This window comes from Alteromonas sp. KUL49 (assembly GCF_006538345.1).
Lineage (GTDB): Bacteria > Pseudomonadota > Gammaproteobacteria > Enterobacterales > Alteromonadaceae > Alteromonas.
Map to the genome: position 1 here is coordinate 1 of NZ_BJKL01000019.1, position 12,279 is coordinate 12,279.

General features: G+C 43.6%; 13 protein-coding genes and 4 tRNA genes. 15 read left to right on the plus strand and 2 right to left on the minus strand.

What is annotated here, in order from left to right; genetic code table 11:
* Positions 1-458 precede the first annotated feature (458 nt).
* The 15 genes from murB (at position 459) to EYS00_RS19795 (ending at position 10,123) form a co-directional block, all read left to right on the plus strand.
* A complete protein-coding gene (murB, locus tag EYS00_RS19735; protein ID WP_242618850.1) occupies positions 459-1,133 on the plus strand; it encodes a UDP-N-acetylmuramate dehydrogenase in 675 nt (224 codons plus the stop codon).
* Positions 1,114-1,452: a hypothetical protein gene (locus EYS00_RS21125; protein WP_242618851.1), complete on the plus strand. Its 339-nt coding sequence runs from the start codon at positions 1,114-1,116 to the stop codon at positions 1,450-1,452. Before murB ends, EYS00_RS21125 begins: the two co-directional genes overlap by 20 nt.
* Positions 1,449-2,435 (plus strand): bifunctional biotin--[acetyl-CoA-carboxylase] ligase/biotin operon repressor BirA, encoded by a 987-nt coding sequence (gene birA / locus EYS00_RS19740; protein ID WP_130639632.1) that lies wholly within the window; start codon positions 1,449-1,451, stop codon positions 2,433-2,435. Before EYS00_RS21125 ends, birA begins: the two co-directional genes overlap by 4 nt.
* Positions 2,425-3,171 carry a type III pantothenate kinase gene (locus tag EYS00_RS19745; RefSeq protein ID WP_130639633.1) on the plus strand — a complete coding sequence of 249 codons (747 nt, stop codon included), beginning with the start codon at positions 2,425-2,427 and terminating at the stop codon, positions 3,169-3,171. The genes birA and EYS00_RS19745 overlap by 11 nt, the downstream gene beginning before the upstream one ends.
* Before the next feature lie 99 nt (positions 3,172-3,270).
* A tRNA-Thr gene (locus tag EYS00_RS19750) sits at positions 3,271-3,346 on the plus strand.
* An 8-nt stretch (positions 3,347-3,354) separates the two neighbouring features.
* Positions 3,355-3,439 (plus strand) — tRNA-Tyr (locus EYS00_RS19755).
* 34 nt (positions 3,440-3,473) lie between these two features.
* A tRNA-Gly gene (locus tag EYS00_RS19760) sits at positions 3,474-3,548 on the plus strand.
* An 8-nt stretch (positions 3,549-3,556) separates the two neighbouring features.
* A tRNA-Thr gene (locus EYS00_RS19765) sits at positions 3,557-3,632 on the plus strand.
* A gap of 69 nt (positions 3,633-3,701) precedes the next feature.
* Positions 3,702-4,886, plus strand: coding sequence for an elongation factor Tu (gene tuf / locus EYS00_RS19770; RefSeq protein ID WP_130639634.1), 1,185 nt, complete (start codon positions 3,702-3,704; stop codon positions 4,884-4,886).
* Between the two features lie 210 nt (positions 4,887-5,096).
* Positions 5,097-6,035 carry an SPFH domain-containing protein gene (locus EYS00_RS19775; protein ID WP_165399442.1) on the plus strand — a complete coding sequence of 313 codons (939 nt, stop codon included), beginning with the start codon at positions 5,097-5,099 and terminating at the stop codon, positions 6,033-6,035.
* Positions 6,035-6,310 (plus strand): NfeD family protein, encoded by a 276-nt coding sequence (locus EYS00_RS19780; protein WP_130639635.1) that lies wholly within the window; start codon positions 6,035-6,037, stop codon positions 6,308-6,310. The genes EYS00_RS19775 and EYS00_RS19780 overlap by 1 nt, the downstream gene beginning before the upstream one ends.
* 93 nt (positions 6,311-6,403) lie before the next feature.
* Positions 6,404-6,538: a hypothetical protein gene (locus EYS00_RS21130; RefSeq protein ID WP_258313046.1), complete on the plus strand. Its 135-nt coding sequence runs from the start codon at positions 6,404-6,406 to the stop codon at positions 6,536-6,538.
* Between the two features lie 173 nt (positions 6,539-6,711).
* Positions 6,712-7,800, plus strand: a complete 1,089-nt coding sequence (locus tag EYS00_RS19785) for a chemotaxis protein (protein ID WP_130639636.1) — start codon at positions 6,712-6,714, stop codon at positions 7,798-7,800.
* 16 nt (positions 7,801-7,816) lie between these two features.
* Positions 7,817-8,869, plus strand: a complete 1,053-nt coding sequence (locus EYS00_RS19790; RefSeq protein ID WP_130639637.1) for an aldo/keto reductase — start codon at positions 7,817-7,819, stop codon at positions 8,867-8,869.
* A 96-nt stretch (positions 8,870-8,965) separates the two neighbouring features.
* Positions 8,966-10,123 carry a Na/Pi symporter gene (locus tag EYS00_RS19795; RefSeq protein ID WP_130639638.1) on the plus strand — a complete coding sequence of 386 codons (1,158 nt, stop codon included), beginning with the start codon at positions 8,966-8,968 and terminating at the stop codon, positions 10,121-10,123.
* Here the strand turns inward: EYS00_RS19795 and EYS00_RS19800 are convergent.
* Both EYS00_RS19800 and EYS00_RS19805 read right to left on the minus strand, forming a co-directional pair.
* Positions 10,104-10,856 carry an ABC transporter substrate-binding protein gene (locus EYS00_RS19800; protein ID WP_165399443.1) on the minus strand — a complete coding sequence of 251 codons (753 nt, stop codon included), beginning with the start codon at positions 10,854-10,856 and terminating at the stop codon, positions 10,104-10,106. The two genes, EYS00_RS19795 and EYS00_RS19800, sit on opposite strands and share 20 nt — an antisense overlap.
* Before the next feature lie 237 nt (positions 10,857-11,093).
* Complete coding sequence (locus tag EYS00_RS19805) at positions 11,094-12,260, minus strand: DcaP family trimeric outer membrane transporter (protein WP_130639658.1); 1,167 nt, start codon at positions 12,258-12,260, stop codon at positions 11,094-11,096.
* Positions 12,261-12,279 lie beyond the last annotated feature (19 nt).

Below are 12,279 nucleotides of genomic sequence, written 5' to 3' on the forward strand. Positions count from 1 at the left end.
TCATTCCGAAAAGCCCTTGTCGTAAGACAAGGGCTTTTTTGTGCTTAATTAGGTGTGTATACTCAAAGTAGCTAACAACTGAGTGTAATGCCCGTCCTCCTTGCGCAAAAGTCGAGATGCTGCGCATAACGATTTTGCACGATAGTGCTACTCCACGGTCAGCCATTCCGAAGGGGACTCCCATGGTCTCGCAGTGCTCGATCGTTCATCACTTGCCGAATGCCATTGGGCATTCGTCATACACCTGCGGTGTAGCGTTCTTCACGCAGTGTGCGTCCAACCCCAAGTGAGCTAGGACAATGCCAGGTCCTCATTAAAGAAACCCGCCTTATGGCGGGTTTTTTGCTTTGTGCTGTATGCTTTATTTACAGTCTTAGCTTTGACAGTTCTGTTAAAATACTTTTAATCGTAAAGTCATTCACCTAACATACGACGTAAATCAATGACTGCCTGTATTTATGCCCTCGCTCAAGCCTTACCATACCTTTTCACTAGATAGTTACTGTCCTCATATCTTCAAATTCTCCTCGTCAGATGAATTTCTGGCGCTCGAAAAGCAGCACGCCAATTCAATAATCATTGGTGAGGGGAGTAACACGGTCTTCTTGACTGACTTTGAGGGTGCTGTATTGATAAACGCAATAAAAGGTATCGATTGTGAGGAAACAAACGATACTTATCGAGTAAAAGTAGGCGCAGGAGAAAACTGGCATTCTTTTGTAGAGTACTGCATGGACAAAGGTTGGTATGGCCTAGAGAATTTAGCGCTCATTCCCGGTACGGTTGGCGCTTGTCCTATTCAGAATATTGGTGCCTATGGCGTTGAAGTTAATCGTTTTATTGAATCGGTAGAGTTCATCGACCTCGATACTTCTAAACCTCAAATACTTTCTAATTCAGATTGTGAGTTTGGTTATCGAGATAGTTTGTTTAAACGCGAGCTCGCGAATAAAGTACTGATAACACGTGTTAATTTTGTATTTCCAAAACAAAACAATCCAGTATTCTCTTACGGCGAGCTTGCTACGCTGATTGACCCTTCGCCTCAAGAGATCTTCGATCGCGTTATCGAGATTCGCAAAAGTAAACTACCTGATCCAAAAATACTCGGTAATGCAGGGAGGTTTTTTTAAAAATCCTGTAGTGCCAACATCAATATTAGCTGTTATCAGAGAATGCCATAAAAACGTACCTTATTTTTCTCAGGGTACAGACATGGTTAAAATTCCAGCGGCGTGGTTGATAGATAATGCAGGATTTAAAGGTGAGCAATATGAAGGAGTTCGATGCCATCCTACGCAGCCATTAGTTTTAACTAATGTAGGCAACGCGAGAGGCGAGGACTTAATTTCCTTTGCTACAAAAATCATTGAACGCGTATACGATATGTTCGGCATACAACTAGAACCAGAGGTACGTTTAATCGGTTCAAAGGGGATAATGACGTTATGAGACAAGCATCTAAATTGATCAGACAACATATACTTGCTCTTTTGTCTGACGGCCAGTTTCATTCGGGCGAAGCTATCGCTCAACAGGTTCGTTTGTCACGTACCGCCGTAGCAGGGCATATTACTCAACTGTCTGACTGGGGGTTAGACGTTTTCAAAGTCAAAGGAAAGGGATATCGATTAGATAGAGGGTTCTCATTGTTAGACGCAGATAGTATTAGAAAACATTTAGACGGCACTAACAGAGCTGTAGTGGATGTTGAAGCGGTTTTGCCTTCAACCAATACTGAAATGAAAAAGCGCATAGCGAATAACCGTGAAGACTTAGCTAACGGCGACGTGGTGCTAGCTGAAGTCCAAACTGCAGGTCGTGGTCGACACGGGCGCTCTTGGCTGGCGCCTGTGGGAGGTAGCTTAACCTTCTCTATGTATTGGTCGTTTCCCGATGGTTATCAAAGTATGGCTGGATTATCTTTGTTAGTGGGTTTAGCGGTATGTGAAGGGTTGAAGCCATTTGGCGTCGACGATGCACAATTAAAGTGGCCAAACGACATTTATCTTCAGGGGCGAAAACTCGCAGGTGTTCTGATAGAGGTAGAAGGTCAAATCGGAGCTACCACTCACAGTGTTATCGGTGTTGGATTGAACGTTTGCATGCCTGATGGACAATATGATGTAGGCCAACCCTACAGTGACGTATCATCATTTCTTGGCCATACGCCAGATAGAAATGCGCTAGCGGCCTCTATTATACAGTCGCTATGGAAAATGCTTCCAGAGTTCACACAGACAGGCTTCGGTCCTTTTACACCTCATTGGGAGGCCTTAGACCTTTATGCCGACAAACGCATTGTTTTACAAATGGGCGAGAAACGCTTTTCAGGTATAGATAGAGGTGTAGATGCAAGCGGAGCACTATTAGTAGAAACACAAGATGGGATCACTCGTTTCCACGGCGGTGAGGTGAGTTTGCGTGGTCAGTGAGTCAAAGGTGCTGTTAATTGATGTAGGTAATACACAAATAAAGTACTGTCTTTTGTCTCAGTTCGACAAGGAGCCGGAAGTTTCAAGCTCTATTGAGTGCGTTTTTAATTACGTTAATGACAAAAAAATTGAGTACATTTATCTGTCGAGTGTGAGAAACGAAAGTTTTGCTCAGGAAATTAAGAAAAAATATTACGATGAATCGGTCACCGTGACGCAAATTTGTACAGAGAGTGAAGCTTTTGGAATAAAAAATTGCTATGCCGATGTGTCAAAAATGGGTACTGATCGATGGTTAGCAATGGTGGCCGCAGAAAAAACCACCAACAAAGCATTTTTTGTTATGGATATTGGCACGGCAATTACCGTAGATTTTGTCGCAGATGGTCAACATTTAGGCGGTTGGATCACGCCTGGCTACACAGTAATGAAAGACGCATTAATAAATTCTACTGAGAGAGTCACTGCTCATGACCAAATTCCAACCAACTTTGACATAGGTCAGGACACCGAAGATTGCGTGGCTACAGGTTGTTTTTCTGCTGTCTATGGCGTTTATTTAGCCGCCATTGATTACTTATCCAGCAAACAAACCGATTTCGACGTAATTATAGGCGGTGGAGGCAAAAAAATGTTTGCATTCCTTGAAAGCGATGATAGCATTCGAGCCGCGAATTTGGTGGTGCAAGGTCTTGCCCGCTACGCACGAAGAGATTTGTGTGTAACGTTTGATTGATTAAATATTTAGCAATCAAACAGAAAAATGAAAATTTTTCAAAAAGACACTTGCACGGAGTAAATCATTACTCTAGAATGCGCACCCACTTGATGCAGTGCCGACTTAGCTCAGTTGGTAGAGCAACTGACTTGTAATCAGTAGGTCGCCAGTTCGACTCCGGCAGTCGGCACCATCAATCTCGGAGGGGTACCCAAGCGGTCAACGGGAGCAGACTGTAAATCTGCCGGCTCAGCCTTCGCAGGTTCGAATCCTGCCCCCTCCACCACTTTCTTTATGAGGTGGCCAGAGAATTAGGATTTGCGGGCATCGTATAATGGCTATTACCTCAGCCTTCCAAGCTGATGATGCGGGTTCGACTCCCGCTGCCCGCTCCAAAATTAGTGCTGATATAGCTCAGTTGGTAGAGCGCACCCTTGGTAAGGGTGAGGTCGGCAGTTCAAATCTGCCTATCAGCACCAGTATTTCTCCCCAGCTCATGTTTGTTTAGATTTTCATAAATTTTTAATAACTTTGCTGGGATAATAGAAATGGCAAAAGAAAAGTTTGAACGTACGAAACCCCATGTAAACGTGGGTACAATCGGCCACGTTGACCACGGTAAAACTACCCTAACTGCAGCAATCACTACTGTTCTTGCAAAGACTTACGGTGGTGACGCTCAAGCATTCGATCAAATCGATAACGCTCCTGAAGAAAAAGCGCGTGGTATCACCATCTCTACTTCACACGTAGAATACGATACTCCAACTCGCCACTACGCACACGTAGACTGCCCAGGACACGCTGACTATGTTAAAAACATGATCACCGGTGCTGCACAGATGGACGGCGCGATCCTAGTAGTAGCAGCGACTGACGGCCCAATGCCTCAGACTCGTGAGCACATCCTACTTGGTCGTCAGGTTGGCGTACCTTACATCATCGTATTCATGAACAAGTGTGACATGGTTGACGATGAAGAGCTTCTAGAGCTAGTAGAAATGGAAGTTCGTGAACTTCTTTCTGAGTACGAATTCCCAGGTGATGACCTTCCAGTTATCCAAGGTTCTGCACTTAAAGCGCTTGAAGGCGAAGCAGAATGGGAAGCGAAGATTGTTGAACTAGGTGAAGCTCTAGATTCATACATCCCAGAGCCAGAGCGTGCAATCGACAAGCCGTTCATCCTTCCAATCGAAGACGTATTCTCAATCTCAGGTCGTGGTACTGTTGTAACCGGTCGTGTTGAGCAAGGTATCGTTACAGTAGGTGAAGAAGTAGAAATCGTAGGTATCAAAGAAACTACGAAGACTACTTGTACTGGTGTAGAGATGTTCCGTAAGCTTCTAGACGAAGGCCGTGCAGGTGAGAACGTTGGTGTTCTTCTACGTGGTACTAAGCGTGACGAAGTAGAGCGTGGTCAAGTACTAGCGAAGCCTGGTTCAATCAACCCGCACACTAAGTTCGAAGCAGAAGTATACGTACTATCTAAAGATGAAGGTGGCCGTCATACGCCATTCTTCAAAGGCTACCGTCCACAGTTCTACTTCCGTACAACTGACGTAACTGGTGCAGTAGAGCTACCAGACGGCGTAGAAATGGTAATGCCTGGTGACAACCTTAAATTCAAAGTTGAGCTAATTGCTCCGATTGCGATGGACGAAGGTCTACGTTTCGCAATCCGTGAAGGTGGTCGTACAGTAGGTGCAGGTGTTGTAGCGAAGATTCTAGACTAATCTAGACTTTGCACACCAAGCATTGAAAAGAAAGGCGCTCATTGAGCGCCTTTTTTGTTTTTGGCGTATCACTCCTAATTCCTCACCATTAACCAATCTACACATAGAGTAACAAGTTACTGCTTTGCTATTCCTTGTATCCATTTGTGGTTTTAGTACATACTAATTAGATAGTGAATCTGGATTAAGCAACTAAAAAGGATATGCGGTATGGATGCTAGATTAATCAATGATCTGATTACAGAATATGGACTCACTGTTTCTGTAATTATCCTCTTCATTGTGCTCACGCGAAAAAGCTTGCAAGTGGTTTCCCAGTCAGAAGAATACGTTATTGAACGTTTTGGTCGTTACTCTCAAACGCTCAATGCTGGTTTCAATTTTATTGTTCCTTTTATCGACCGCGTTGCTCACAGAGTCTCAATTCTAGAACGCCAACTCGACTCCTTTACAATATCTGTTATTACTCGTGACAATGTGGAAATTAAGCTAGAAACTAGTGTGTTTTTTCGCGTACTAGATGCATCTAAAAGCGTATACCGGATTAGAGATATTGACGGTGCGATTCAAACAACCGCAGAGTCTATTATCCGTTCTGCTGCAGGTAAGTTGGAGTTAGATGAAATTCAAAGTGCCAGAGAGCAAATGGCAGAAGAGATTTTACGTAACCTAAAAGGTGCAGCTGAGATTTGGGGAATAGAAATTACCCGTACTGAAGTCACGGATGTACTGGTAGACGACGAAACTAAGAACTCCCAGCGGCAACAACTTAACGCAGAGCGGGAACGTCGCGCTACGGTGGCAAAAGCGGAAGGACTTAAAAAATCCGTTGAGTTAGCTGCAGAAGCGAAACTTTACGAAGCCACCAAAGAAGCCGAAGCAGTGCGTATCGCTGCAGAAGCGAAAGCCTATGCAATTACAACAGAAGCAAAAGCCACAGCAGAACAAACACGAGTGATCGCTGAAGCTATTAATAATGGTGGTGAAAAAGCGATTAGTTTTGACGTGTTAAAGAAACAAGTTGAAGCTATGGGCGTAGTAGGTTCATCCGACAATGCAAAAACCATAGTATTACCGACAGACATCACTAAGTCACTTGGGTCGTTGACCGCAGCGTTAGACATGATTAAACAGCCAGGGGCAAATTAATGGAGAGTTTTTTTTCTAGTAGTAGTGGTTGGCTAGCACTAGGTTTAATTCTAATAGCGTTAGAGGCTATTATCCCTGGATACATTTTCCTCGCATTTGGCATCGGTGCAATATGTGGTGGCGCTTTACATTATATTGGTTTATTGCCAATGCTCACTGAACCTGTATGGTTGAACACTGCAATGTTTGTGGCAGTGTTTTCATTTATTGCACTGTTAGTATTGAAAAAGTTTTTCGCAAAAAAATCGAAGCAGCAAGACATTAACAATTATTAGCATTTAAAAAACCAATTGATTTGATTGGTTATGTTCGTTTTATTTAATTTGTTTTTTCCTCGATACTTATCTTACTTAACAAGGAGTATCATTATGAACAAATTACTTAAACGTCTACCTTTTGCAAATACTACACAACGCCAGTCAGCAGTGAAGCGTTGTAATTACAAAAATAATTACTATGGCGATCAGGTCTGTATTTCCGTGTCCGAGAAAAAGCCAGTTTAACTCACGAGAATGTCATCCTTCATGTATTAACCGCACTGACACAGTGCGGTCATCTTCCTTCTATATCGTCTGGTGTGTTTAACCCTGTAATAATAACTGTGGGCAAAGGCTAGAGTAATACGCTATGTTATTGCTTCAACCAACGTCCCTTACTACACATTGGTACTTCGGCTATGAAGTTTGATTCGATAAAATCACGTCTTGTTCTTATGACACTCATCTGTGTAATTGGTATGAGTATGCTGGTAGGCAGCCAGCACTATTTCACTCAGCGACTCATTGAACTCAATCAGCAGAGGGATTTACTGCTTCGTATGGGGCAAGACTTATTGCAAATGCGCAGACATGAGAAGGACTTTCTACTGCGATATGAGCAAGTGTACTTCGATAAGTTTAACAACAGAGCAGAAGTGTTTAGTGAGCGTTTGAATGCATTATCTATGCATACACGACAATACAACTTTAGTCAGGATAACACTGATGACTTAGCAGTGTCTCTGAGTGAATATCAAACCTTATTTAATCAGGTAGTGATGCTTCAAGGTACTATTGGTCTGGATCAGAACACAGGTTTGATTGGACAGATTAAGGAGACGGAGCAACGTATTGCCCAAATGGCTGAATTCTCTGTGAACTCACAAAATTACGAGAGATTTGTTTCTGTGCGATTGGCGTTAAGTGATTTCTTACTGACTAAAGATACCTATTTCTCTTCAAAAGCGAGTCAAGAGCTTGCTGCTGTCCTAGCTTCCTTGTCTTCTTCAAGCCCTTCCAATGTATTACAAGTGGCCACTGCTTATAACAATACACTTGGTGCTTTGATAGCCTCGACCCAGTCTATGGGGTTAACTCATAACGATGGACTACGAGGGCGCTTTCGAAGACAAGCACATTTAGTGGAATCACAGCTCTCTGATATCGATAAGGCATTGCAGCCCATGATCGAAGCCCAAGAAAGCCGCGTACAACTGTACAGTGTGAGCATAGCAGTGTTAACGTCAGTCGTTTTAATTCTTGTGCTTATAAAGAGTTTTGCTACTTTCCATCGAGCGTTCGCTAACTTTGTGATGTTCTTTTATCGCTGTAAACGTCAGTATCAAAGAATAGATCCTAAAAAGCTTGGATTCGCGGAGTTTAAATCACTGGCAGAATTAGCCAATGAAATGGTGGAATCTAGGAAAGATATAGAAGAGCGCCTAGCATCGGTGGAAGCGGAATTAGCGCGCACTTCACAGCAGCAAAAACCGTCTTCAGTTAATTAGAAATAGAGTTTTATATATGCGTTATAACCCGTTGGGAAGAAGTGGAATTAATGTTTCAGAAGTGTGTCTGGGCACAATGACATGGGGTATTCAAAACACACAAAGTGACGCGGATGAACAACTAGCGCTGGCTATTGATCGTGGCGTCAATTTCATCGACACCGCTGAAATGTATCCCGTACCTCCTAACGGTGAAACCTATGGCGACACAGAGAGGATCCTAGGAAATTGGCTTAGCCGTAATGCGTCACTTAGAAATGACCTAGTTATTATGACTAAAGTAGCAGGCAGCGGCTTTTCGTATATCAGGGAGGGAAGTAAAATTACGGGGTCTTCCCTGATCACAGCGCTCAACGATTCTTTGCAGCGTTTGCAAAGTGATGTGATCGATGTGTATCAACTACATTGGCCTAACAGAAGTACACCTCATTTTGGTCGTCATTGGGTTGATGGCTTCTCACCAAAGGCAATTTCACGGGAAGAAGAAGTCGATGGCATGCGTGACATTCTTGGTGGTATTAAAGAGGCACTCGACAGTGGAAAAATAAAACACTGGGGATTGTCTGACGATACACCGTGGGGAATACATACTTTTCTTACTTTGTGTAATGACATGGGTATTCCTCAACCCGTATCGATTCAGAATGAGTTTAGCTTACTGCATTTGAAAGATTGGCCCTACCTTATCGAAATGTGTGAACTTGAAGGCATTGCTTATTTACCATGGTCACCACTGGCGACGGGTATGTTAAGTGGAAAATACAAGAACGGCGAGCGCCCAAAAGGTTCTCGTTGGACACTAACGCAGCGTAATGGCCTATTCAGAGATGTACCTTTGGCGCACGAGGCCACGGCTCAATATGTTGATATAGCAAGTACCGCAGGCATTACTCCATCTCAGTTAGCGCTTGCGTGGTGTAGGGAGGTGCCAGGAGTGACTTCTACCATCATTGGTGCAACCACTTGCGCGCAACTCACTGAGAATCTTGACGGTTTTGATGTGGTATTGTCGAAAGATACACAGAAAGAAATAGCTAACGTAATAAAGCAAGCGCCGTTGGCTTTCTAGCCAGGAATGCTTTAGGGACTTGTATGTGGCTTTCATATCACTGTCACAACTAAACGTTAATGTGAGAGTTTATTTTTAGCATATAGAAACATCGGCATGACGTTATCACAAAGTAACCAAGTCCCTGTAAACGCTACCGAACTGCCAACGCGCAATTGGCAGAAGTGGTTACTATTGGTATTGCTTGTTTATGTAATGCTAACAGCCGTCGGCATGATAGGCAGTGGGTTCAAAGTTGCCACCGGCGAACATGCCAAAACATTATTTAGTTTTGCGTCAAATCCTATCCTTGGGTTGATAATAGGCATGGTTGCCACCGCCTTAATTCAATCATCCAGCACGGTAACTTCAATTATTGTTGGAATGGTAGCAGGCGGGTTACCCGTATCTATCGCCGTGCCTATGATGATGGGAGCCAACATTGGAACTAGTATTACTAATACGCTAGTGAGCTTAGGGCACGTTACCAACAAGGAAGAATTTCAACGTGCATTTAATGCCGCCACTATCCACGACTTTTTCAACGTTTTGTCGGTCATTATATTTTTACCCATTGAAATCGCTTTTGGCGTTTTAGAGCATTTAAGTGCTTTTGTGGTGTCTTTGCTCCACACGGGAGAGGCAATGGGAGTATCCGGTATTAATCCCATTAAGCTTGTTACTCAACCCGTGATATCTCAAGTGAGTGCCTGGTTTTCTTTCTTGCCAGAGGTCTATCTTGGCCTAGTCAAAATCTTGCTAGGTATTGGGCTTATCGTCACCTCAATCACTTTTATGGGCAAAATCATGAAGTCACTGATGGTGGGTAAAGCTAAAGAGTTACTGCATAAGAGTATTGGTAAAGGCCCTGTATCAGGAATAACGTCAGGAGCTTTGATGACGGTACTCGTTCAATCATCGTCTACCACGACCTCTTTGGTCGTTCCACTCGTTGGAACGGGTATCCTTAAAGTAAGGGATATTTACCCGTTTACTCTCGGCGCGAATGTGGGCACTTGCATAACCGCGTTGATTGCTGCTTTGGGTATTTCAGGTGAAAACAGTGGCTTCGCACTGCAAATAGCTTTAGTTCACTTGTTGTATAATGTGCTCGCCGTATTTGTTATCTACGGTATTTCGTTTTTACGTTATATACCTCTTACACTGTCGTATAAGTTATCGTTGAAAGTTGCTGAACGTAAAATTTACGGGTTTGGCTACATCGCCGGACTATTCTTTGTGGTGCCACTCAGTATTATTTTTGTGACAATGTAGTTCTACACGTTCCAGTGGTGTTAAGCGAGTGCTTAGCAAAAGACGCATCTGCCTGTCCGCTCGAATGAAATCGTTGTAAATAGGTATTTATCGTTGGAAGTATATCGATATGCTCTCGCGATAAAATAAAGGAATTGGGTACCACATGAGTCGGCTTTGGTGACTGATAAATCATGGTGTCGCAAAAATCCGGACTGTTCACCAGGCTTAGCGCATTAAAGAAGTTCATTGCTACAAAATCACAACGCCCTTTTAAAACCATGCTCATTCCTGTTTTTTGGCTAGCAGAATCGACCCGTCGATCGGGTTTACTCAGAAACTGTGATAGCCCCGGATAAACATACCCTCGGCGTGTACAGATACTCTCCTCATCCAGACTATCTATTGTAAAGTCTTTATCAAAAGGCTCAGCAGAGTAGAGAAACGTCCGACTTGAGCTTAGTGGGTCTGTAGTGAGTACTTGCTCGGGGTGGGCTAACCACGCTGGACTAGATAAAAATACATCTGCGCGCCCGTCATAGACCAGTTGTTCACTGCGAGCGCGAATAGCATCAACATACTTGATATTGATGACACCGTCTTGAGCCATAGTTTCGAAAAACTCAGCGACAACGCCAACATAACGGTTCTCTGTGTCGCTAAAATATAAAAATGGCGATGCCCCCGGAGCATTAACGGTAAACACGAGCTCTATGGGGGAGTTGTCAGTAGAACTGATTGATGGCGTTGCCATGGCACAGGGAGCACAGCAAATCATGCCAATTAATTTGAGTAAGCGTACAACAAAGCTCGAGACAACACTCATGACGGTAGATCAGACAGTTTTAGACGTATCAAATTGAATACGGTTAGTTTAGCACAAAAGGTGGCAATTAAAGTGTGGAAGAGCAGGGCGGGATTGGCAGGTGTAGGTGATAGCAAAACAGACACACTAAGCTATTTGTGCCTGTTTTACTGCATAGAGCTTCTGCTAGAAAGCGTATTTTGCTGACACTTGAAGTCTATTCATGTCGCCTTCTAATCCAGATTCAACCTCGCGTTTAGCATAGGTATACTCTGCACCAAAAGTAAGAGCTTTGGTAGGTGAATAAAGGAAGTTTGCTCGGGTGCTGTAGGTGCTTTGTGTTACTGAAGTACCGGTTAAACTTGTCTCATTGTCGATATCCAATGCAGAGAAGGTAAAGCTACTGCGCATTTTGGCGTTCCAAACATGTCGATAAGCAATCGCATAGCCCGTCGAATCAATCGCTTCTAGGTTACCGTCTGCAGTAATGACAGCACCATTAGAAGCATTTAGCGCGGCATAGCGACCTAAACCTGACCCTGTATTGAATGAAAAGCGAATATCGTCACCGCCGGAAAGTTTATATTTACCGGTAATCGAAATACCTGCACTGGTAATATCATCATCAATACCTGCACCATTGTTGTAAGACAGTTGTCTTACCAATCCGGCAAGTTTTACGTGTCCCCAATCACCTTTGGTGGTGTAGGTGGCTATTAGATCGGGGACTGCATTATCATCGGTGACGATGCGAGAGCCGCCACCGTTAGGTGTTATGGTAGATTCTGGGTTTTCTAACGCCACTTGAAATCCGTTATTACTGTAACGGACCATCATTTGACGGCCAAAAGTAATACCGTCGGTAGTACCGATAAAGTCCAGTGATTCTGGTAGTGCACCCACGTCCATGAAGGTGGTCCATGTTTGACCAATCAACCAATTGTTGTACTTAATAAAAGCATGACGTACACGCGGTAGGTAAGAGTTACTGATACGCTCGTTACCACCACCAGTAACAATAAAGTCTAATTCTAGCACTCCCGTAATTATATCGCCCTCGTCTGTGGGGGTGTTGGTGGTAAAGCGGAAGCGAGACTGGCGAATGTGAGCATCAAATTGGCTACCCTCGTCAGTACCACTGACAGGCGTTAATGAAGGAATGTAAAAGTCTCTACCTATGCTGCCAGCACCGAGCGTACCCTCTGAGTAGTTACTTACCATAGCATCCGCTTTGATATAGCCAGTAAATTTAACTTGAGTGTCACCGATGGTTGTAGCGTTTGCAGAAGCACCACTGAGTGCAGTGAGTCCTAGTGATACGGCAATTGCTGTATTTTTTATTGTAGCTTTCATCATATTCGTTCCAGAGTGT

Bases quoted from the DNA above. Each gene is read 5' to 3' on its own strand.
- EYS00_RS19805 (WP_130639658.1), bottom strand. From the start codon at position 12,260: ATGAAAGCTACAATAAAAAATACAGCAATTGCCGTATCACTAGGACTC.
- EYS00_RS19780 (WP_130639635.1), top strand. From the start codon at position 6,035: ATGGAGAGTTTTTTTTCTAGTAGTAGTGGTTGGCTAGCACTAGGTTTA.
- murB (WP_242618850.1), top strand. From the start codon at position 459: ATGCCCTCGCTCAAGCCTTACCATACCTTTTCACTAGATAGTTACTGT.
- EYS00_RS21130 (WP_258313046.1), top strand. From the start codon at position 6,404: ATGAACAAATTACTTAAACGTCTACCTTTTGCAAATACTACACAACGC.
- EYS00_RS19790 (WP_130639637.1), top strand. From the start codon at position 7,817: ATGCGTTATAACCCGTTGGGAAGAAGTGGAATTAATGTTTCAGAAGTG.
- EYS00_RS19775 (WP_165399442.1), top strand. From the start codon at position 5,097: ATGGATGCTAGATTAATCAATGATCTGATTACAGAATATGGACTCACT.
- birA (WP_130639632.1), top strand. From the start codon at position 1,449: ATGAGACAAGCATCTAAATTGATCAGACAACATATACTTGCTCTTTTG.
- EYS00_RS19800 (WP_165399443.1), bottom strand. From the start codon at position 10,856: ATGGCAACGCCATCAATCAGTTCTACTGACAACTCCCCCATAGAGCTC.
- EYS00_RS19795 (WP_130639638.1), top strand. From the start codon at position 8,966: ATGACGTTATCACAAAGTAACCAAGTCCCTGTAAACGCTACCGAACTG.
- EYS00_RS19785 (WP_130639636.1), top strand. From the start codon at position 6,712: ATGAAGTTTGATTCGATAAAATCACGTCTTGTTCTTATGACACTCATC.
- tuf (WP_130639634.1), top strand. From the start codon at position 3,702: ATGGCAAAAGAAAAGTTTGAACGTACGAAACCCCATGTAAACGTGGGT.
- EYS00_RS21125 (WP_242618851.1), top strand. From the start codon at position 1,114: ATGCAGGGAGGTTTTTTTAAAAATCCTGTAGTGCCAACATCAATATTA.